The sequence below is a fragment of the Reticulibacter mediterranei genome, assembly GCF_016587455.1.
Genome location: NZ_BNJK01000002.1, coordinates 1,788,087 through 1,810,715, shown reverse-complemented (window position 1 = coordinate 1,810,715; position 22,629 = coordinate 1,788,087). Strand labels below are relative to the sequence as shown.

General features: G+C 52.5%; 19 protein-coding genes. 3 read left to right on the top strand and 16 right to left on the bottom strand.

The window, feature by feature from the left end:
• Positions 1-177 precede the first annotated feature (177 nt).
• From K3T83_RS46425 to K3T83_RS46350, 16 genes are all read right to left on the bottom strand, one after another.
• Positions 178-1,869, bottom strand: a complete 1,692-nt coding sequence (locus tag K3T83_RS46425) for a tetratricopeptide repeat protein (RefSeq protein ID WP_220209948.1) — start codon at positions 1,867-1,869, stop codon at positions 178-180.
• On the bottom strand, positions 1,862-4,504 hold the full coding sequence (locus K3T83_RS46420) for an HSP90 family protein (RefSeq protein ID WP_220209947.1): 2,643 nt from the start codon (positions 4,502-4,504) through the stop codon (positions 1,862-1,864). The genes K3T83_RS46425 and K3T83_RS46420 overlap by 8 nt, the downstream gene beginning before the upstream one ends.
• Before the next feature lie 196 nt (positions 4,505-4,700).
• The gene (locus tag K3T83_RS46415; RefSeq protein WP_220209946.1) at positions 4,701-5,396 is read right to left on the bottom strand and encodes a TMEM175 family protein; all 696 of its coding nucleotides are present in this window, start codon (positions 5,394-5,396) and stop codon (positions 4,701-4,703) included.
• Between the two features lie 258 nt (positions 5,397-5,654).
• A complete protein-coding gene (locus tag K3T83_RS46410; protein ID WP_220209945.1) occupies positions 5,655-6,587 on the bottom strand; it encodes a hypothetical protein in 933 nt (310 codons plus the stop codon).
• A gap of 94 nt (positions 6,588-6,681) precedes the next feature.
• Positions 6,682-7,263, bottom strand: coding sequence for a hypothetical protein (locus K3T83_RS46405; protein WP_220209944.1), 582 nt, complete (start codon positions 7,261-7,263; stop codon positions 6,682-6,684).
• Between the two features lie 182 nt (positions 7,264-7,445).
• Positions 7,446-10,370: a tetratricopeptide repeat protein gene (locus K3T83_RS46400; protein WP_220209943.1), complete on the bottom strand. Its 2,925-nt coding sequence runs from the start codon at positions 10,368-10,370 to the stop codon at positions 7,446-7,448.
• 114 nt (positions 10,371-10,484) lie between these two features.
• Positions 10,485-10,670, bottom strand: coding sequence for a hypothetical protein (locus K3T83_RS46395; protein ID WP_220209942.1), 186 nt, complete (start codon positions 10,668-10,670; stop codon positions 10,485-10,487).
• A gap of 71 nt (positions 10,671-10,741) precedes the next feature.
• Positions 10,742-11,533 (bottom strand): GNAT family N-acetyltransferase, encoded by a 792-nt coding sequence (locus tag K3T83_RS46390; protein ID WP_220209941.1) that lies wholly within the window; start codon positions 11,531-11,533, stop codon positions 10,742-10,744.
• 123 nt (positions 11,534-11,656) lie between these two features.
• Positions 11,657-14,857, bottom strand: coding sequence for a TIM-barrel domain-containing protein (locus K3T83_RS46385; RefSeq protein WP_220209940.1), 3,201 nt, complete (start codon positions 14,855-14,857; stop codon positions 11,657-11,659).
• Between the two features lie 149 nt (positions 14,858-15,006).
• Positions 15,007-15,564 (bottom strand): hypothetical protein, encoded by a 558-nt coding sequence (locus tag K3T83_RS46380; RefSeq protein ID WP_220209939.1) that lies wholly within the window; start codon positions 15,562-15,564, stop codon positions 15,007-15,009.
• Positions 15,565-15,737: 173 nt separating this feature from the next.
• Positions 15,738-15,965, bottom strand: coding sequence for a hypothetical protein (locus tag K3T83_RS46375; RefSeq protein WP_220209938.1), 228 nt, complete (start codon positions 15,963-15,965; stop codon positions 15,738-15,740).
• Positions 15,966-16,218: 253 nt separating this feature from the next.
• Complete coding sequence (locus K3T83_RS46370; protein WP_220209937.1) at positions 16,219-16,440, bottom strand: hypothetical protein; 222 nt, start codon at positions 16,438-16,440, stop codon at positions 16,219-16,221.
• Between the two features lie 35 nt (positions 16,441-16,475).
• Complete coding sequence (locus K3T83_RS46365; RefSeq protein ID WP_220209936.1) at positions 16,476-17,411, bottom strand: cyanobactin maturation protease PatG family protein; 936 nt, start codon at positions 17,409-17,411, stop codon at positions 16,476-16,478.
• A 39-nt stretch (positions 17,412-17,450) separates the two neighbouring features.
• The gene (locus K3T83_RS46360) at positions 17,451-17,654 is read right to left on the bottom strand and encodes a hypothetical protein (RefSeq protein WP_220209935.1); all 204 of its coding nucleotides are present in this window, start codon (positions 17,652-17,654) and stop codon (positions 17,451-17,453) included.
• Positions 17,651-18,544: a S8 family serine peptidase gene (locus K3T83_RS46355; protein ID WP_220209934.1), complete on the bottom strand. Its 894-nt coding sequence runs from the start codon at positions 18,542-18,544 to the stop codon at positions 17,651-17,653. Before K3T83_RS46355 ends, K3T83_RS46360 begins: the two co-directional genes overlap by 4 nt.
• Positions 18,545-18,587: 43 nt before the next feature.
• Positions 18,588-18,830: a hypothetical protein gene (locus K3T83_RS46350; RefSeq protein WP_220209933.1), complete on the bottom strand. Its 243-nt coding sequence runs from the start codon at positions 18,828-18,830 to the stop codon at positions 18,588-18,590.
• Positions 18,831-19,048: 218 nt separating this feature from the next.
• Here K3T83_RS46350 and K3T83_RS46345 point away from each other — a divergent pair, with 218 nt between their 5' ends.
• The 3 genes from K3T83_RS46345 (at position 19,049) to K3T83_RS46335 (ending at position 22,623) form a co-directional block, all read left to right on the top strand.
• A complete protein-coding gene (locus K3T83_RS46345) occupies positions 19,049-19,903 on the top strand; it encodes a MerR family transcriptional regulator (RefSeq protein ID WP_220209932.1) in 855 nt (284 codons plus the stop codon).
• 190 nt (positions 19,904-20,093) lie between these two features.
• Positions 20,094-21,194 carry an NmrA family NAD(P)-binding protein gene (locus K3T83_RS46340; protein WP_220209931.1) on the top strand — a complete coding sequence of 367 codons (1,101 nt, stop codon included), beginning with the start codon at positions 20,094-20,096 and terminating at the stop codon, positions 21,192-21,194.
• 583 nt (positions 21,195-21,777) lie between these two features.
• The gene (locus K3T83_RS46335; RefSeq protein WP_220209930.1) at positions 21,778-22,623 is read left to right on the top strand and encodes a sugar phosphate isomerase/epimerase family protein; all 846 of its coding nucleotides are present in this window, start codon (positions 21,778-21,780) and stop codon (positions 22,621-22,623) included.
• Positions 22,624-22,629: the final 6 nt, after the last annotated feature.

Sequence of the window (22,629 nt, the reverse complement as noted above, 5' to 3'; positions counted from 1 at the left end):
GGCAAACAAAATCGCGCTGTAATTGGGAACTGGTTGCTGGCGACGCAAGCATTGTCAGTATCACCGAATTCTCTCTCGCGTATACTAAAGCATAAAGGACTGTCACCCGTTCTGTCAAGGTTATCCTTATAGTTTTGATAAATCTCGTTTTTTTATTAATTCAGATGAGGCAGTTCTTTACGAATGAGCGGTTTGTTGAAGCACTGCGATGCGCTCGTTCATTTGTTGGCGCAATTGCCTGGCTAATTGATGTTGGGGCTGTAGCTCCAGCACATCCTTCAAATCTCTTCTTGCTTCTTGAAGTGGTATAGCAGATGGACAGGTTGCTATGAGTTGTTCATATTGAGCCTGTGCGCTGACATCCTCGCCATGAAAGAGGGTATAGAGAGCAAGATTAAAGTTCTTCCACCAATAAACGGTTCCGTTTTTTTTCTCCGTTTGTAGAAGCTGAATGGCAGTTTGTATATCCTCGTTCGACAGTTCTGATTGCCCCAATTGCCGATATACTCTTGCGCGCACATAGAACCTCCAGTCACTTCCCTTTGTTCCCAGTGCGACTGCTTGATTGAGATCTGTCAGGGCTTCCTGGTAGCTCCCTCTCAAGAGAAAGAGTTCACCACGCTGACCGAGAGTCCAGGGATCGGGATCGGCTCCTCCCAACTCAATGGCACGGTTGAGGTCTGCCAATGCCTCCTCGTAGCGCTCTAATAAGAGGTAACAATTACCACGCCAGCTGATGATCCAGGGATCGGGATCGGCTCCTCCCAACTCAATGGCATGGTTGAGGTCTGCCAATGCCTCCTCGTAGCGTTCCATGCGGACATAGAGGCTCCCGCGCTGACCGAGGCTCCAGGGTTCAGCTTCTTCCAGTTCAATGGCATGATTGAGGTCTGCCAATGCCTCCTCGTAGCGTTCCATCTGCATATAGAGGCCACCACGCGAAGCGAATATAGTGCTGCCAGATACATAAAAACGCTCAGCCTCATTCAAATCAGCCACAGCGTCCTGATAGTGTTCCATCTCAAAAGAGATGCGGCTTCGCTCTACATAAGCGTCGGAAAGATATGGGTTCGCCTGAAGAGTACGAGCAATTTCTACGGCTTCCTGGGCAGCAATGAAAGCTTCATCGAAGTCTCTTTGCCGTAAATTTTTTTCGCGTAGCACTTTCGCCTTTAACAGATACACTCTACATAGCTCATCAGGATACTCAGCTTCTTCCAACGCTTCTTCAAGCAGTCGCAGGCTACGTTCAAAATCCGGCAACGGGGATATATACAGTGCCTCAGCTAATGTTATTTTGCACTCAACCAGATGGATGAACTCCGGGTAACGATAACCCAAAGCAAGAGTTGCTTCTAGCTCTTGTAGCGCCTGTTCTTTTTTGTATTGGTGGAGAAATAATAAGCCCTTACGCAAGCGGAACGCCGCGAGCCATTCCATTCTCCCGATCTGTTCCAGCCAATTTATACCTTCATCAATAGTACGAAATAAATCCTCAAGTGCGATATCGGGTAAAAAGCTTCCACAATCGATCAGTTTACCAAAAGCCTCCACCACATTAGAAAGACTGATGTTATCCTCTCTAAAGAGTGAGCTATAATCGGCATTATTCACCAGGCTCGTAATCCACATAAAGTTCTCGAACGCATCTTCTATGTCTTTCCCTTGTAGTAATTGCGCACTTCCCAACAACACACGTGCCTCAATGCGTTCTGGCAGGTTATCGAGGTGTGGTTCTCCCAGATGGCGTAATACTTCCTCCACTAACTGCTCCACATCAGCATATTGCCCACCATCAAAGCTGCTGTGCGCCAGATCTAGGAGTTCCCGTATTTCAAATTCTTCAAGCCACGAATCAAATTCATTCATGGCCTTTTATCTCCTGTAATGATTTAGCCATTTCACCCTGGAGGTACTCTAACAATCCCGGCGGGACGTTTCTTACAAGCTGCTTCACATGACTACTCTCTGCTTGCACAAAACTTTCTATTGATGGGAAATGCTCAGTAAGACTTTTTGCTACTTCATCTCTTGCCCCCTTGTCTTCGAGCAAAAACGGCGAAAGATAATGCTCCTCTTTCATGCGATTGAGCTTCTGAATGCTCTGATCTTTCGCAAACTCGGCCTTTAACTTCGTAGCAACATCATCCACAGCATGTTCATTATGCACATCTGGATAGGTGATACGGATGATCCCTCCCAGATCCGCCAGATCTACCTTGTTTGATTGTTCTCGTTGTAGCACGATCACCGGTTGCCAGGGTTCTTTTCCCCAGAACATGTAGCCCAGTTCTAATAGCACGTTGGCGTTTAAGTCAGAGATATCGGCAATATAGGCGTGGGCCTGCCTTAACCAGCGCGCAACATTGGCATGGACGGTACTATGATAGTATTTTTCATCGGCACGTGCGACCTGCCAATAGTAGGGATGCTGCTCTAAAACCTTGCGTAGAGCTGGGAACAACACGCTTTTATAGGCAAAGGTAGCGTTATCATTAAAGGGGAGCGCAACCATACAGGTGATATGCTTGCTACGTGTGATCTGCTCACGCTGAGCGGTCTCCATTTCCTGCTTCTCTTTTGCTTGCAGAGCCAGTTGCGTGGCGCTCAGCCGGCCTTGCAGCTCCTGGAGTTGTTCGGTCTGATCGATCAGTAATTTAATTGTATTGTTAGAACTGGTAAAGATTGCCTGGGCCATCTCGGGCGTGATGAGGTGCAGCGCAAGCAAAATAGCGTTACTACAGATAGCGCGTATAGCAACCTGATAGGCTTCATTATGAGTCATATGGTTAGCGGCCATCTGAGCGAGTTGCTGGATGGTGGGATTGTCGGCGTTCAGTTGAATCGTAATGGGCACGCGACGCTCTTTCAACAGACGTTCCGCTAACACTCGCAGAGATCCCGATAGACGAATATTACTTCTGGCCTCTTGCAGTTCACGCTGAAGATTGGCATCACCGGCCAGTATAGTTACCGCCGGGAGCGTATTGGGTTTGAAGCGCACAATACGCAGTTCATTGAGCATATTCTGGATGACGACCTTCCGAAATTCAGCTTCTAAGGGCTGGAAGGCTCTCATCTCATCCACCGTCAGGCGCTCAAAAAGAATATCCCCGCCCGCCCCACTGATCAGATGCAGCCGTACATCTGGATGACGTTGGGCGTACTTTTCAATAAATTCATCTTCAAAGATAGAACCGGCATTAATGACCAGCAGATTTTTTTCATTACACAACATGTAAAACTGGGCGGCGCTGCTGCGCTCACGGAAATAAAAAATGTCGTAGCCGCCTGTGTTCCCAATGCGCAACGACTGTTCGCGATACCGCTGCAAGTTCATTGGCCCCCGGTTTGTGTCAAAAGGGATCAGCTCAGCAATCGCATCAAAGAAGTCGTTATAGTCGAGCGCCATGTTCTGGATATGAAAGGCATGCCACTTCATAATCTCTTCAAAATGTGTCGGATTGCTCTGTGCCAGCCCTTGCAGGTGTCGAACGATGACATTTCCCAACGCCTCGGTAATCTCCCGCGCAATCCCATCCATTTGAATGGTATCCCGTGAGGCTGTCAGCGTCAGGGCGGGAGAGTCAATCACTCCACGCATAAACCTGGCCCAGGGTGGTAAGAGGGTACGATTGTTGCTCATCACAAACATGCGGTTCTGGTACACATCAACCAGCCCGGTAGCATTCTCATCCAGAGTGCGGCGGTCGGTAATATATAATACCCCGTTTACAGGATAGGGATCTTTCAACTCGATGGGTAACACTTCAAGGATAAAGTCGGGAAAGCGTCTGGCGATAAATAATGCATATTCCTGCAATTTTTCATATTCAGAAGTAAAATTGAGATGCCAGGGAGCATTGACGGCGTTGACTGGTGCGCGCTCGTCATTGAGAAATATCTGGTATGGCAGAAAATCCGCATATTTTTTGATCGATTTGCGCAATTCGTCGGAATTGAGTACATAGCGATAGGTATCGCTGATATGTAACAGAACGGTCGTCCCAATGATGGTTCGTGTGCCTGACGCCAGTTCGTACTCACGCTGCCCCTCGCTGGTCCAATGCCACGCCTGCTGTTCAGATTGAAGGCTGAGCGTTTCCACCTCAACCTTGTAGGCAACAACAAACGCCGAAAGCAGCCCTATACCAAACTGGCCGATCAGCGTTACTTCTGCCTGTCGGCCTTTTTTCATGAGTTCCTGACGAAACGCATCGGTACCACTACGTCCAATAGTCGAGAGGTAGTCATGTATTTCAGACTCGGTCAGACCTGCTCCATTATCTGTAAACGCAATCGTCCCATTGAGAGCATCGATACGGATATGGATCGTCCCCAGTGGTGCGTTTGGTTCGAGTTCGCTGCGCCTCCTGATAGAGTCATGAGCATTCTGCGTTAGCTCACGTACAAACACATCGGTCTCTGTATACAGGTTTTTTGCAAGGAGACGAATCAATCCTTGCAGGTCTATTTTGATATCATACCGGGCCGCATCTGCCATGCTTCAATTCCTCCCAGCACTCCGTACCAATAAAGTGAAACCAGATGTAACGCTGGCTTCATGAGGAAGTCGCTTATGCATTGCTCAGTCCTATCCTGGTTTATTTTCAGGATGTATCCAGTATAACAGGAAGAGCCGCATCTCGGCAATATAGCATCAACCCTATTTTCTCACACAATAATTCTACATAGCTCATTCAATCCATCTTATCTTTTTTTGTTGAGCCGACTCGCCAGATAATGTTGACAACGGGCAAGAGAAACCATGTATAAAAGAGATCGCTTGGAGAAGAGCGAAAATAGGGAACGAACAGGAGAAACAACGTCAGCAGGAGAAACGTCGGAATGATCGAGACGCCGATGAAGCGAGATGCATTGTGATGAATAGCTCTATCCACCGAAACAAGGCGATGGTTTTTAAAGGCATAGATCCAGAGAAGCAGCGAGGAATAGCCACACCCGGCCAGCACAACCGTATAAATAACAACGGCTTCGGGAAACTGAGAGAACTTCAAGAGGTTAGAGACGACAGGGAAGAAGGCGACAAAGGCGAGAAAGAGGAGATTCAGCCAGAGAAAGATGCCATCGATACGCTCGACAATATTCATCAATCGCCGATGATTCATCCAGTAAGCGGCCAAAACAGCAAAGGTTATTGCATAAAAGAGCGTGCCATCAAAAAAATCGTCTGTGAGCGCTTCTTTGAAAGCCTCGTAATTTGCCACCCCGTCTGGAATGCGAATATCGAGGACGAGCAACGTGATAGCAATCGCAAAAATGCCATCGCTGAGCATCGTTATCCTGTCCTCGCCAGCTTTTTTCAGTGTTTCCAAAGCGGTTGGTCTTCTGGCCTCGTCGGTTCCTGTCTCATTTCTATTTTCAGATGCTTCCATATATACTTCTCCAAATATGAAGTGAACTGAGTTGATGAGCAACTCAGTTCAAATTTACGGCATCAGTATACATGGTCGAAAAAACAGCGTCAAGCTTTAGCGTCAAGCTTTTTAGGAACGGGAACGGAGATAGCGAGGCTTCGTGCTTCTTTGTGTATCCAGGCAACAAAACGGTTCACATAAATCACCACCTGCACCTGCTCGGCATTACTTAATTCGCCCTTCCCGATACACACGCAGCAGAAAAGGCGAATTGATTTACTGGTTCTCCCGATGCCTGGGCGTCTTGAAGACGTGAATCGACATCTCTTTGGCGCAACACCGCTTGCTCTGCTCCTTCACCTTCGCCTTGTCGGACACGACAACGAAGCGAGCAGCGTCCACTCGTGAGATTCCTTCGATATTGCAGTAGAGAACCTTGCCCTTGTCGTCCAATGGGAACCTGTAAACGCTTCCTTCGTCTACGACTTCCCAACTCGATGGGGAGAACCTGCCGATCCACGCAGCCGAGGAAGCTTGCGAGACAACAGCAATACGGTCATCGACTACAGCCAGGCAACTGTAGTCCTCGAACCACAGCGATTTCGGCAACTTCATCGTGCCCATGTGGTCCCAGCGATCCTGATCCTTCCTGAAGATCTGTATCCTGCCTCCTCCCGGTTTGCGCCCGGCTGCTCCTCCCCTGCATTTATTGCCCTCACAGATACCAAGCAGGTAGGTCTGCCCGGCCTGATGAATGCAGGTTAATCCCTCCAGACCCTTGTTGGGATGGTCGAGGGGAAAATCGAGCCAGCCGCTAGAAATATAGCGAAACTGTTCATCATACTCTTCCACTTTCGCCACGAGATTCCCGAAATGTGGCAGAACTTCGATCAGGAGGTAGAAACGATTGGTGATGGGATCATAGGCGATGTCCTCGTACCCAGCAGCAGCCCCCTGATTCTGCTCGATGAGATGATTCCCCTCGGTCGCACGAAGGCCATCCTTGATACAGCCAATGTTCGTTGAGTTGTCGAAGATCACATAGAACCATCCATCCCTGGCAACAACGCCGCTCGCCTCGAACCGCTGATCCGCGATGCCCGGCAGCAGTTCGGAGATCTTCGCCTCCTCCAGGAGCTCAAGCTGCTCGACTGGTGGCTGCTTGGCATGCCCACCCTGATATTTTGTAGAATCAAGATCTTGTTTCATTTTCTCCAAACTCCTTGATCTTCACCCACTTGTGGAATGTGTGAGCATAGGCAAGCTCTTCTAGAAAACATTCAAGCCCAATAAGATGCATGGACTATGATATACTTTCAGATGAAGTATCTACAAATTCAGTGATCGGCAGTGATCTTACCAGAAGGAGGAATACCGTTATTACAGTACAGAAAGATGCTATTATAATAAAAACGATATTTTGAGGATTTTGTGCTATCCCTATCCCCAACGCAATCAGTTCAGAGCCGATGAAGATACACGCGAACACATTGTCATAGTTCCATGTCGGATGGGACTGTGTCTTGAGCGCCCTCTCCCACTGGTGCTCCTCAGATTCAATATGAGTTGCGATATACCCACGTAGCTTCGTGAGCATCTCGGCGTTTTGTCTCCAGAGCAACGAAAGCCAGAGCATCAAGAAGGGATAAAACAAGAGGACAAGCGAGAGTTTTTGTTGTATGCCGAGGGCAAGGATAGCGCCAAAACCTGTCAGCGCCAGTTGGATGATGGTATGGCGAAATTCTATTCTTTTTAATTCTTCTGATCTTAATGTCCTGAGTTCCATCTCTTTCAATCTGGCAGCAGATCTGACCGCCTCTTCCATTTGCGCTTGCGATTCCTGATATTCGCCATCGTGTGCATGCTCTAACCCGGTCTGTTCCATAACCATTCTCTTTCTCAACAGGCATCTTCCCTACCTCCATGCTGATACACTGTGTGGAACGTCTATCCTGACAAGCGAGTAATAAAGAGCCGTCAGAGTTATCTCTGCCCTGATCGGTATCCTCCATTGGTAATACGAAATCATTGGCTGTTTGGTTCATAGAGAAAACGAGGAGCGTGTCGCTAGCTCACAATCTGCCGCTTCTGTTGAGGTGATAGCGGCGTTGCCGCACCTGGGAGCGCCTGATCTACCGGGAGGAGGCGTCCCTCTTGCCAGGTAGAGACGAAGACCTGCTCACCAAGCTGGTGACGAACAGCGGCAACGGCGGCGTCATAGTCGGTTCGCTCAACAGGGGGCAGGGGCGCGCCAAGCGCTTCTCGCAGCGCTTCCGCAAGTCCCCAGAGCCGCGCCGCCTGAGCAGGATCGCCCTGGACTGCTCTCAGGGGTGCCAGTCTTTCCAGTCCAATAGCAAGCAATTCTCGCTGATTCAGTTCTCGCGCCATCGCTATGCTCTCTTCATAGAGCGTACTGGCATAGGGCAGATCTCCCCGTGCCGTCTCCACTTTTCCCAGCAGGGCAAGCGCTTCTGCTATCCCCTCTTGATATCCCATCTCTCGATAAAGGCGCAGTGCCTCTTCTATCCGCGTCCGTGCAGTGGCAAAATCTCCCTGTTTGAGTGCCACTGAACCGAGCAGCAGAGACGTAACCGCCATTCCTTCCTTGTCGCCAACTTCCCGGTCGAGCGCGAGTCCCTGTGAGAGCAATGGATACACCATCGTCTGTTCGCCCTGAGAAAGAAACAGAGTAGCAGCAGTCTGGGTCAAAGAGGCTGCTATCCCTCGCTTGTTGGCAAGCTTTCTGAAGAGCGCCAAACTCTCCTGAAACGAGGCAGCAGCCCTGGCATATTCGCCCTGCTTGATGTTGAGCAGGCCGAGCGCAAAGAGCGACCAGGCGATGCGATCCGGGTTCTCAAGCTCCCTGTAGAGGGCGAGGTCTTCTTCCATCAAAACACGGGCCGTTGCGAAATCGGCCTGTCGCCAGGCAGCGATACCAAGCCGATTGAGAGAGAGGGCAATACCGCGTTTGTCTTGCAGTTCCCGAAACAGCGCTAGGCTCTCCTGAGCCAGTTCCTTGCTTCGTTCATAATCGCTCTGCATAGAAGTGAGGCGGGCAGCAACCAGCAACGCCTTTGCACGCACCGCCGGGGCCACTCCTGCACTTTCTCTCAGCGCTCGCTCTAAGAATGTCAGCCCCTCGTTGCGATAGCCACGCACGACCCAGAAGCGCTCCAGCGCGGCAGCAAGGCGTAAGGCCAACGCTACCTGACTGGCATCAGTCTCAAATTCAGTTGATAAAAGCCAGTGCAACGCAGCCCGCAAATTATCATGCTCCTGTTCAAGGCGATTGAGCCAGGCGGTGAGCAGCGGGCCATCCAGCGCGGGCACAGCCTCTTCCGTAAGCTGCAAAAAGTGTTCTGCATGCCACTGCCGTGCCTCTGTAGCCTCGCCGCTGGTGGTAAGCATTTCCAACCCGTATTCACGTATCGTTTCCAGCATCAGGAGGCGTGGCTCCTCGCCGCTCTCCTCCTCCGTTTGCTCGCCGGGCCGCAGCAAGCTCTTATCGACCAGGGAAGTAATATCATCCATGTCGTTGCCCGTCCGGGTACACATAGCCTCGACGCATGACAGGGCGCAGCTGCCGACAAACACTGAGAGCCAGCGAAAAAGCCGCTGTTCTTGCTCATTGAGCAGGTGATAGCTCCAGGAGATGGTATTGCGCAACGTCTGTTGTCGTGCTGGCACATCTCGCGCTCCTCCCGTGAGCAAAGCCAGGCGCTTCCCCATGCGAGCGAGCAATGCCTGGGGCGAGAGCAGCTTCATCCGTGCAGCCGCCAGCTCGATTGCCAGTGGCAACCCATCCAGACGCACGCAGATCTCCGCAATCTCTCTGGCATTCGCCGTCGTCAGACGAAACTCGGGCTTCACCGCCTGCACACGTTGCACAAAAAGAGCGACCGAAGAGCAGCTTGCGAGTTCCTCCAATGCGGGAAGATGTGCGGGGTCAGGCAGTTCCAGCGGAGGCACAGCGAACTCGTATTCGGCCCGCACATGCAATACCTCGCGACTCGTCACCAGTATCTTGAGCCCCTGGCACGACGCAAGCAGATCTCCCACCTGCTCTGCGGCTCCGATCACCTGCTCAAAGTTGTCTAGCACTAACAAGACGGCTCTCCGTTGCAGCGTTTCCACCACGCGTGCCATCAGATCTCGTTCGATCCCATCGCGAATGCCAAGCACCTGTGCAATAACAGGCAGAACCAGCATGGGATCAGTAATCGGGGCGAGCGAGACAAAGAAAATACCTCCCGTGAACGCGCCACGGAGCTTTGCTGCCACCTGAAGCGAGAGGCGACTTTTGCCGGTGCCGCCCGGTCCTGATAGGGTTACAAGCCGCACATCGTCGCGACGCAAAAGCGCTCCGACGTGCGCCACCTCATCCTCACGACCAACAAGCGCGGTTGGCGGCACGGGGAGGATGTCCGCGCGACTATCAAGCGTCTTGAGAGGTGGGAAATCGGCAGGCAGGCCAGCAATTACCACCTGATAAAGACTCGCCGCTTGCTCAAAATCTTTGAGGCGATACTCTCCCAGATCGCGCAAGCTGACTCCTTCGATCTCATCGTTCACCACGAGATCACGCGTCGTCCGGGAGAGCAACACCTGTCCCCCATGCGCGGCACTCATAATGCGCGCGGCCCGATGGACATCCAGGCCCACATAGCCTTCGGCGACGCGGGCAGGCTCGCCAGTATGCAACCCCATGCGTACCCGCACCTGCACCCCTTGCGGCCAGGCATAGGCGGCGAGCGCGCGTTGTGCTGCTGTAGCGGCAGAGAGCGCATCATTGGCCCTGGCGAACACTGCAAAAATCGCATCTCCCTGCGTATCGACCTCGTAGCCGTGCTGTTCCTGGACAGCATTTCGCAGCAGCGTACGGCACGAGGTCAACAGCTCGCTATACTCATCGCCGAGCTGACGAAGCAGCCGTGTGGACCCTTCAATATCTGTGAAAAGCAGCGTGATAGTGCCTGTCGGGAAATCGAGCACGCTGTACCTCCTGGCAGTATGAATCGCAGGCTAGACCGCACCAGATCGTTCAGGGCGCTCATCTGGCAAGTTCATTGTACGACAAATCGTAGCGACTATCTATGTATGAAAATGCTAGCGTCGTTGTGCAATAATTGGCGCATCACGAAATCCTCCGGGGGAAGCCGAATATGGCAGGGGAGACGGCTTGGCCTCGCCCTGGTTCACCCCATCGTGTGACCTGGGGAGACAGGCGAGGCCAAGCCGTCTCCCCTGCCATATTCGGGCAGCCCTCTCCGTCTCAGGTGCTAAATGCAGCAATCATCATATATCGCTCATTCATTTATACAATGCGTGATAAATCATGGGACGACAACAGCATTGATAGCGCTTTATGATCCACCCTCACCGTTCTGTTCAAACGTTAAAACGTCCCCGGTTGCTTGAAAACCAGCCCTTATATAGATCCCAAGCCCATCTTTTGACGCCTGTAGCACGGCATAGCGACGGCTCGTGGTTATGGCCTCTTTGAGCAGATGATGAAATATTATGCTCCCAATCCCTCTTCTACGATACTGATCATGAGTGACAACATCGTAGATCCCTGCGGTCTGACTACCAACAAAGAGCGTTCCGGTCGCAACGACGGTGCCATGAAATATGCCAAGATAGTAACGCATCGCAGGAAACATACTGAGCGGATACGCACACACTTGTTGAAAGTATACAGCCACCTGGCGTCCCTCGCGCGAAGCTCCAAAGAGGGCCGTTATCACCTCTCCAAATTGCTGCAACTCGTGGGCAGTCGTGACCTGCCTGATCTCCAGGCCTTCAAGATGACGAGAGGTAAGTTGCACCTGTGAGAGATCGGCTGTCATAGCGGTATGCGTTTCGACATGGCTCAGTCCCTGCTGCATCAGCGTTGTATTACTTGCGGCATCGATAGCATTTTCCCAGTACCAGAGAGCGAACGGAATGCCTCTTGTGGTAAAACGCTCTATGCTCGCCAGCAGTTGGGTCGAGAGAGATGCACCCCTGACCACAATGACGTTGAATGTATCGCTTGGCACGCCGCAATCAACGGTCAGATAGCTCGCTTGCTCATCAACCATCATGCCATTGACATGCCGCGCCACATAGGACACCTTCTCCTCAAAGTTTTTGCGCACATCCAGGTACAGCATATATCTTATACCTCCTTCCGACTTTTCTAATTCAATGCAGTCGTAGTCGCTCGGTTTATCCCGCATTTGCTGAAATATGCGATAAATCGAGCGACTACGACTGTATTGAACGAGCCAGGCAACTCACGAGTTCAGCTTGATAACCAGCGCCGCCTGCGCGCTCTGCTGATCAACCGTCACGTGAACCATCTGCGCGTTCGCGTCATAATTCCAGCCGACGCCGCTGCTGGCCTGCTTCAATGTCTGTCCATTGACTGTGACGCTGGAGGGCGCAGCCTTGACGTTGATGAGGTTGAGTGCGTACTGCCGTTGGGTCGGTTGTTGCGCATAGTGTCCCTGAGCGGCCCCGATCTGCACGGTTGCTTGACCCTGCGAATAGCTGATGGGCGTCAGGGCATAATTGTTGTGCTGGTAATCCAGTCCCTCGCCGCTGTCTTCATACAGTGTAAACGAGCCATCAGCCCCTGTAAAGACATCGAGCGTGAGCGGATTCGCGCTCTTCTGCGTCGCGTAGTCCATCGCTGGCTGTGAGGGCAGGATACCACCGGCCTTGATAAACACAGGCATCTTCGTCAGATCAGCAGTGATCGTTTGCACGATCGGCCCGGTATAGGTCTTGCCGGTGAACACGTCGGTCCATGTGCCGGGAGGAAACCAGACCGACGTGGAGGCGGTGGACCCTGGCGTGGTAATTGGCGCAACCAGCATTTGATCTCCCAGCATATACTCGCGATCAAAGGCGTAGGCTTCAGGCGCTTCTGGATAGGTGAGATACAGGCCGCGCACCATCGGCAATCCGCTGCTATAGGCCTGCCAGGACAGCGTATAAAGGTATGGAATGAGCGCCTCGCGTAATTGCATAAACTGCTCTGCCGGAAGGCGCGCGGCATCATCATAATCCCAGGGGAGGCGATCCCCATGATCTGAGTGCAGGCGGAAAATCGGCTGGAACGTTCCTAGCTGGACCCAACGAACGTACATGTCGTCTGAAAGGTGCTTCCCGGCAAAGCTGCCAATATCGTGCGTGACATAGGTCTGCCCAACATTGCCCTCTTTCTGCGTAAACGCCGACTCGAAGCTCAACATCTGCCAGGTTGGTTGGGTATCGCCGGTAAACTGGATCGTGGTGCGATGGTTGGACCAGGGGCCGCTGAGAACCGTGTAAGAGTCGTTGGCGTAATTATGATAGCCCGATCCCATGCGCGAGAAGGCGAAGCCACGTAACCCCTGATCGGTGGCGTCCTTCGCATAGAGGTAGTTGATCCAGCCGTCAGGGTTAAGTCCAGCCATCGAGACCTGACTGGCATCGCAACACCAATCGAGCCACCAGAAACGCACTCCCTGCTTGTCAAATGGGTGATGTAGGTTCATATAGGAGGTCGCCTGCGCCTGATTGCTCCAATCCCAGACATAGGTGTTGTTCCCGGTGGAGGTCAGGCCACCCGCCGTCTGGTTCGTGCTGGCAAATTGTGGATCGTCGCCCTGAATGCTGGAATGGATATTAAGCGTGACATGCAAACCCTGAGTGTTAGCCCAGTTGAGAAATGCTTGCGGATCAGGGAAGAGGCTTGCATTCCAGTTCCAGCCGTTCCACTGGGTGGGCGATTTCCAGTCGGTATCGATCACCAGAGCATCGAGGGGAACATGCTCGCTACGGAACTTAGGGAGCAGGGTTTGCTCGTAATCGGTATCCTTATAGGCAAAGTAGCGCGAGTACCAGTTGCCAAAGGCCCAGCGCGGTAACAGCGGCGAGGTTCCCGTCAGTTGGGCGAGGTCTTTGAGCGCGGCCTCGTATTGATGACCATACCCAAAGAAGTAGCCATCCTGATAGGCTCCCTGGCGAACGGGGCGCGACGTGGGCCAGTCTTTCGTATTCCAGAGCGCCGTCTGGCTATCATCGAGCAGATACCAGCCATCACGACTCAACAGGCCATTATTCAAGGGCGAGGCATCGCTCTGCTGGTCCAGGCTGCGCTCCCAGCCGCCTAGGTTCGCAGGCGTCATCAGGGGCAGTGGCGCCGTTGGAGAGGTGACGGCAATCGCATCGATGTTGACGCGACAACTATTGCCGCTGCCACAACTCAAAGCAATAGTATTGTCACCCGCTTTGAGATGAATCTTCTGCGTAAAGGTGTTCCAGGAGTCCCAGCTCATAGTGGGAGCAAAGGTCACGGTATTCGGCTGACCGCCATTGACGCTCAGGCTGAGCGTACGGGATGTGATCTGGCTGTCGCTGGCGAGAAAATCGGCATAACGAATGCTCAGAACAGCGTCGCTCTCCTGGGATACATTGTGGATCGTCCAGTTCGTCGTCGCCCCTGTCTGCTCGTAGCCCGCAACAAAGCCCGTGCCGATAAAGCCGGGATGGTCGGCGGCAACGGTGGTGCCACCTGTCAGCGTGGCATTCTCACCCTGGCAGATCTGGCCCAACACGCAAGTTTCCAGAATGGTGAGCGTATCGATGTTGACATTACAGCTATCCCCAGTATCACAAACAAGCGCAACGGTATTATCGCCTGCTTGTAATCGCGCTGTTGACTGCACGGTGCCCCAGGTATCCCAGTTCGCCGTCGTGGGGAGAGTAATCGTTCCTGTTTTACTGCCATTAACATAGAGGCTGAGCGTGCGCGCTGTCGTCTGTCCATCGCCTCCGGTCGAATTGGCATAGTGAATGGCGAGCATCTCATTGCCACTTACTGGGACATCGTGGAGCGTCCAGGTGGTGGTTGCGCCCCGCACTCCGAAATCTGCCACAAAGCCCGTACCGCCAGCGTTCTTGTGATCGGAACGTATCATCTCGCCACCACTCAAAGTTGCGTTCTCAGCTTCACATGCCTGAGCAAACATACAAGGCATCATGGCTGCTAGACCCCAATCAGGAATGATCTGGGAAGATTGTGCTGAGGGAGATAGCGATTGTCCTTGCAGGTGGACTGTGAGATTGGTTGGCGAGAACACGCCGGAGTTTTCTTTGTAGCGCATGAGCAGATCAGCAGTCTGAATCTCTCGCCAGCCATTGATCACCCTGGTCGTATACGCAACGGCGGGAAAGCTGCGATTGATAATGTTAAAGGTCGTGGCGTCCTGAAATTTGCCATCCTCAGCGTATTCCGCACGCACCAGTCTGGGCGTCAACACCATAAAGCGTGCGTTCCCATCGACGACTGTATTTGCCGTCGAGTTGGTTAGGGAAGCAGGTGGAAGAGTGGTCAGGAGAGGAAAGGGGAAGCAACCAGTACTTACGAACATTACCACGATCATAACTACGAAGATATCTCGCCATTGCCGGGATCTTCTGAAAGCAGAAGCAAATGCATCATGCATAACCTGGCACCATCCTTTACGAAAATGCGTAGAAGGCCTTCTTCTCTCATTATAACAGACCAGAGTTATATATACAATAACTCGCGTAATGCAGCTAGCGAATCTCCAACAAAGAAGAGGCAACCGGAGAGGAAAAGCAGAGGCACGCTCTACTTTTCCTGGGGCGTGTCCTCTGATTCAGAGAACTCAAGGGCAATATAAGTTACGTTATCCCACGCGTTGTGGATGCCGATGAACAGGAGCAGGATAGTAGCCGTCCCGATGAAGAAGAGAGCCAGCGTCGCATCGACAGGCAGCAGCAGCGCAGCGACCAGGAGAATCGTATAGGCAATGAAGGGGCAGATCGTGTGCCAGATCCAGTCTTCCAGCACCGGTTGATAGTCATGTTGATGGCGAGCGCGTCGCAGCACAATCACGACATAGCTCATCCCTGCCAGCCCTTCAAGGGCGAGCAGCAAGCTCACAGGCCAGATCGCCTGCCAGGGTGCGCTAAGCAGCGCAGCGATCAGAAGCGCAGCACCAAAATGCACGACGCTCGGGGTGTTGAAGGCTGCAAACGCTTCGCCAGGAGACGAGACACGCGGGCGCGCCGCCGCAACCAGGGTAGCCACGACGAACATCAAACCCGTCAGCGTTGCCGCAGCAGTGCCGACAATGACATAAAAAGTTTCCCAGCTGGCAAGCTGTGGCAGTACAGCCTCTTGCATGATAGAGTTCCCCCTGAAAGTGGAAAAAATATGTTCTCGTCCCCATCTTATCACATCCCTCATGGATGCGTCTGCACACGATCCACGCACACAGAATGTGTCCTCTGCTGGAAGAGGACACATTCTGTGTGCGTGGATCGTGTGTTCTTATCTGTGCAGTCCTGTTAGGTTCCTTATGGACACCCGCTTTGATAGAAGCTACAGGCATAGTCGTCACCAGCTCGGCAGGAAGCGTTTAACGAGGCACAAGCAGTAGGAGAAAGGGCCTGTGGAACCACTATTCCACCAGCCTGTATCGCTTTTTGCTGACCTGTTGCCATCTGCCTGGCAGTCTTCTCTCGTCGGCTGAGAGCTGCCTCTGCACAAAAACCAGGCACCCGGAAGGTTGAGAGCTTCTTCATCTCGCTGCTCCTTTCAATTCAATAATGAATTTATACAAACAACGTCGGGAAAGTGTTCGTAGTACTCTGTCAAGCTTCATTCGTTGGTGCATCCAGAACATCCTCTGGGGTGGGACCGTCTATGGTAGGGGCGATGAAATTTGACAAAGTAGTAGTGGAGCGATTGATCGCGTTGGCGCAAGCGCACCACAGGCCGATCCAACGCGATCAATCGCTCCACTACGAAGGGTAAGGTTTACCGTTGAAACGTTCTTTAGCTATGACAATGGGTGAGATACGTCCGGCAGGAACCGGCCTGTCCCTCTTCACAGCGACGATGTAGCCACCCACACACCCGTTCTTTCCGCTCTGCCGACATCTGGGGTCTGACCGGACCCAACTGTCGAGCATCGCTTTGAGCAATGAAAAAACGCTCAGTTGGGATGAGGGCAGCCTCCGCACTAAATCCGGGAAGGGTGACGTTCCACTGTTTCATGATCGTCTCCTTTCGACTGCTTCGAGAACGTTGGCTCATCGACTGAAGTAGTGAGCCAGCTTACTAACCAGGAAGGGGTATTCCTCGGTCACATCCACACGTACAAAGTACTTCTCGCTGACATCGGTTTGCCGGTGCCGATAGGAGAAAATGACATCCATCACCTTCCGCGCCCCGGAGAGACGGGAAGCATGAGTCTCTATGCCGGTCAACTGAAAGTTCTTGCCGAACTGTTCCGCTGCCTTCGCATAGATCGCCGGGTAGCGAACGGAGAGGAAGTTCAAGGCTCGATCTTCATCGGTGGCTCCGGCATTATCGGCCATCTGCATCATGCGATCAAATAACTCGCCAGCCTGCTGCCGGAAGGTGCCATCTTGCGACTCTTGCGTCCCTTCTGGCAGGGGAATAGCGGCGATGAGCTGATCGCGGTCAAACGAATAGATCTGGTCGAAGTGGACAATGGGAACCACCAGTCCGTTACACATTTCAGGGGGAGCCAGTTCACCACGCATTCCGATCACGATATCCACGTCGAGGTTGCTGGGAACCGGGCGGATCGCATTGACCAGCAGATCATAATGTGCCGGGTTCCTGGGGTGCAAGATGTAGGTCTCTAAACCTTCCACCGAAAAGACCCAGCAGAGATGATGGAGCAAATAGCGGTTCTCGGGCGCAGATAAAACCAGATGACGGGCCTCCAGGTCGCTCTTGCCGGAAGTGTCGATCTGCGAGGCAGCGTGAGCAAATTCCTTCTCGATAGCCAGCGTAGGAAATTGCACGTTGATGCGACCCAGGGCAAAAATAGCAACAGAAGGCATACCAGTCACAGGCTCAGGGACGAACGGCAATGGTGCCGTCACGTTCTCAATGGTCGGAGGAGCAAGCAGCGCCGTTCCATTACTTGAGAGAGTAGAGGTTCCATTGCCTATAATCGCTTCTTCTGGCAGTTCCAGCGCTTCAAGAGGTTCCATAACTCTGTTTCCTTTTCTCGTCTTGTGGTATGGTAGGCGTTAACGGGAACCCCTACCAGTAAACGACATCCAGCGATTGAGTGCCTCAGCACGACGCTGGCATCCGCCGCAGGTTTTGATACCTATCGTCGAGGTCACTTTTTTGATCACATTACCCAGGCCAATCTCTTCATCGGAGACAAAGCCCGGCAAACGCACCCGATGTTTGGCCTGCTGATCAGCAGGCGTATGCTGCTCTGTCATGCAAACCTCCTCAGTTGTTGTGAGGGAATGATCTGTTGTAAGATTTGATAAGCTCGCCACGCGTCAAGTAGTGGGGGAACGAGACGAACTCGCGGGGACGACCAGGCTCCTGTAATGGCATAACGCAGTTGGGCGGTGGAGGCCGTTGGAAATAGCGACCACAGTAGGGCCGCTGTCCCAGTCACCAGAGGAGCAGCAGCGCTCGTGCCACTCAAGAGAAATGGGCTGCTGGAGAGACCAATACTCGGCAGAGCGCTCCCAGGAGCCGAGATTCCCCGCCTGCCAGTCGAGGCTCCCAGATTGGAATAGTCCAGGGGTCGCCCTCGAAGATCGCAGGCGACGACGGGCAGCGTGGAAGGGTGACGGGTGAGCAGTGACCCGCCGATGCTGCCCTGGTTGCCCGCTGCCGTGATAAGCAGTGCTCCATGCTCCTTCGCGTAGGTGAGCGCCTCCTGCAACTCTTGCTGTCCAGAGGCCGAAGACTGGATCAGTCCAACGCTCAGATTGAGAAGCCGCGCTCCGGCCTCGACACACTCGACGATGGCCTGTGCCAGGATCGTCATAGTAGTGGCTGGTACACCATCAAGACGCTCGCTTGCCGCCTCGAAGATCGGTCGCACGAGTAACGTGCATGCGGGACAGATGGCTGGAGCATTGCTATCTCGCCGGGCGGCCAGAACGGACGCGACCGCCGTACCGTGCAAGAGCGCGAGGCTCTCACGAAGAGGGCCAGCCGATGTAGTGCCCAGAAGACGGAGGGCAGACGACTTGAACACCGGATGCAAAAAGGCGACCGGCCCATCAATCAGTCCAAGTAGTACGTCAGGACGACCACTAGTACGTTGCATTAGAGGAAGAAGATGAATCACCTCCAGATGCTTGTGAAGCATCTCTTTCCTCCTATCTCCTTCTGAAAAATCTGCTTTTCTTGAATTACAGGCATGGCATGCACTGATCGGCCCCCGCTTGTATCAAACAATGCGCTTGATTGGCAGCTCCAGCACATGCCTTCATAGCGGGACCGCAAGCGATGGGGCATAGGAGAGCGGCTTGTGGTTGAATCTGGTGATTTGTGCTTCCCACAGGGGCGGGAGCAGCGAACGATCTCGTGCTGACTCGACTCAAAAGAGCAGCCTCCGCACTAAAGCCTGGAAGAGTAAATTTCCATTGGTTCATAGCAGATATTCCTTTCTTCAGAGATGGCAGAAACAGGATGGTCCTCTCCCCATCACTTGTTCTTTATCGGCACCCCTGTACTGTTCTTGAAAAACAAATTCTCTTGACTTTGCCGTAACGTCAAACTATACATTCTCTGTAGAGCCTATCTACAAGGAGGAATTGACATGTTTCGTATCGGCGAATTCTCCCTCTATAGACTCTAAGGAGGAATTGATATGTTTCGTATCGGCGAATTCTCCAAAATTGCTCAGGTTTCAGGTCGTTTGCTGCGGTATTACGATGAGATTGGCCTGCTGAGTCCTCAGTTTATCGACCCGGAAACGGGGTATCGTTACTACAGCGCCCGGCAACTGCCCCGGCTCAATCGCATTCTGGTGCTGAAAGAACTCGGCTTATCGTTAGAACAAATTGCCCAGCTCCTGGACCAGCAGACTTCTATCGATGAAATTCGCGGGATGCTGACCTTACGTAAAGCCCAGATCGAGCAATCAGTTCAGGAAGAGATGGAGCGATTGCGTATCGTGGAGACACGGTTGCAGCAGATCGACACACACGGGCAGATGCAAGAACCTGACGTAATCCTGAAAGCCGTGCCAGCAATGCAGTTTCTTGGGCTACGCGACGTGCTGCCAGGCATGAACGCGATACAGCATCTTGTTCGCAGAATCGCTACCACTGTTCCGACGATGTTAGGACGCAACAATCCTGGTCATATCGCCGTCATCATCCATTCTTCTCTGTATGATCCTGAAGCGCTCGATGTCGAAGTCGGCTATCTGCTCATTGGGAATGGTCCACAAGCGGTCGAACTCTCAAAGGTGCATATGCTCACACAGCGCATATTACCAGCAATTGAGACAATGGCAACCCTTACACACGTCGGGCGAGTCAACGATAATCATAGGAGTTATGGAAAACTGGCTACCTGGATAGAACAACATGGATGGCAGATAAGTGGAGAGGGGCGAGATATCCTTATCCAACTGCCGCAGTCGGGGGAGCAGGACGAAGCGGTAATCGAGGTGCAACTGCCAGTAACCAGACGCGATCATTCAGCCCTCCCCATCTGAGTTGCTGCCTACAATCGATGTATTGAAACGTAAGGCTTGACTTTGACGTTGCGGCAAACTGTATGCTCATTGTAGCGGTATAAAGTGTTCTTTTGCTTCATACCGCTATGTCGAGGTCGTCGTGCCACCAGCTCCCCTCCGCAATTCTGAAAACAATAAATAAGATGCATGAAAGCAGGAACTACATCTCATGAGTAAACCAAGAATCCTTGTTCTAGCAGCCGTCGGAAGAACTGGCATGCCCATTGTTCTTCAACTCCTGGACGAAGGCTTTCCTGTGACTGCCTTTGTACATAAAGCAGATCAGCGAAGCGAACGTCTCAAAGCGAAAGGAGCGGATATCGTCGTCGGCTCGCTCACGGACATCAACGATATGAGAACAGCAATGGCAGGTGCCACGCGTGCCTACTTCTGTGTTCCAAATGAGGCGGGTAATCTCAAAGCGGCAACCATCTTTACAGTAGTCGCGGCTGAGCAAAAATTGGAAGCCATCGTCGCTATGAGCATGTGGCTGTCCAATCCCAATCACCCTTCCATCCACACGCGCGAGACCTGGCTGGCAGACAGGTTGTTTGAGTTGTTACCTGGAACCGCCGTAACCTTCATTAACCCTGGTTTTTTCGCGGACAACGAGATGCAATTCTTACCCTTCGCTGCTCAATCTGGGCTATTGTCCTTGCCCTACGGCTCTGGCCTCAACGCGCCTCCTTCCAATGAAGATATGGCCCGTGTGGTGGCTGAGATTCTCGCCAGGCCAGAAGGACACGCAGGAAAGACGTATCGCCCAACAGGTCCAAAGCTGTTATCCCCGCAAGAAATCGCGGCAATCCTCGGAAAAGTACTTGGACGGAAGGTCACATACCGCAATACTCCGATGCAGATGCTGTCGAAGATTATGAGAAGCCAATTGTCTCTCTACAACCTTGCCATTTATGAGCAGTACGTTATCGATTACCAGAAGAATGCGTTTGCCGTCAATGCGCCGACAGACGTTGTTCGCCGCATCACCGGGAGAGAGGCAGAGGATTTTGAGACCATCGCGAGACGCTACGCTGCCACCACCCCAGAAGCCAGACGGAGCTTCGCCACCCAGTTCAAGCTCATGCTCATGATGATCTTCTCGATGCTCCGTTCAGCACCGCGAACGGCTCCCTACCTTGCTCTCGATGAATTTTCCCAGAGATCACATGTGGTCTTCAGCGCAGACTCACCTGAATGGCGTCGAAGCCACGACCCGCAAGTGAAAGAGACATTCAGTGATAAGGCAACGTTTCAGCATTCAGGGCTATAAAATGAATAAAATATAACGTTTTCACTATTACCTTTTTACCAAAAGTAGAGAAATATTTCTCTACTTTTGGTACCTCAAGCGCTAAATTGATAAAATCAGAGAAACAGAAGCGCCTACTTCTATCTTCCTGGGATAGAGGTATTTGAAACGTCTATCTCATGCATTTGCGAAAGATTGATTCACCCAGGGCTTTCCAGTTCTCCGCTCAAAGGGGTGCAGGGTCTCCCTGCCGGGGCCTGGGGCGTCCCCAGTTTCCTTCCCTCCTTCGCGCGCCGCCTGCGGCGGCGCGCAAAAGAGAAGAAAAAAGGTTTTTGCGGGGACACCCCGCACCCCGGCAAAGGGCTGCCGCCCTCTGCACTCCTGCTAGATGGGAGATTTGGAAAGCCCTGTTGATTCACCCGCAAAAATATCGGATCGTCAAAGCATATGCTATACTGTATCCAATAATGAATATGTTCCCTCCGACCGCTCAGCGACAGGATGCAGCGTGATGGTAACAGCAATTTCTATCGCTGGACGATGCTGAAAAAAGGGGGGACACCTCCGCTCTTCCTTCCAACGACTCAGCAAGAAAGGATCGCCGATGTTCCCGTTCAAAATGGCTTTAAATGCGTCTACATTGTTTCCCTTTCACCTGGATGTCAGGCAACAGGTGCAGATTGCCGCCGAAGCTGGCTATGAAGGCATTGAGTTGTGGATGCGCGACATAGAGAAATATCTTGCCGATGGAGGAAACCTCCAGGATTTGAAGCGTTATGGGGACGATCTGGGTATCGCCATCGTCAACGCCATTAGCTTTTTCACCTGGGCTGATGCTGAAGCAACCGCGCGCAAACAAGGACTGGTCCAGGCAGAAAAGGAGATGCACCTCCTGGCACAACTGGGATGTCCAGCTATTGCCGCCCCGCCATTTGGCAATGTTGAGCATGTCACACTGGACGACATGGCCGCCTGTTTTGCACAACTCGTGGAGATTGGTCACAGCACAGGCGTCGAGCCATATCTGGAGTTCTGGGGCCGAGCCAGGCAACTCTCTACGCTCAGCGATGCGCTCTCCGTTGCCCTACAAAGCGGGTTGCCCGATGTGAAGATTTTGCTGGACCCGTATCACATGTATACCGGCGGCAGCGCGGTCAATAATCTGGCCTATCTCAAGGGCCGCAACATTGGAATCGTACATGCCAATGATTATCCCGCAGTCCCGGATCGAGCGACGATTCAGGATAAAGATCGCGTCTTTCCTGGCGATGGCATTGCTCCCGCAGCAGAAATCGCAAGGTTGCTCGATCAAGCAGGTTATCACGAGTATTTATCACTTGAGTTGTTTATCGCAGATTTCGGCGACCAGACGGCCTTAGACGTTGCAAAACTAGGCCTGAGCAAAAGCAAGCAGGCATTTAGCGTTGAAGAGTCGCGTACATCTGGCTAAACCAGA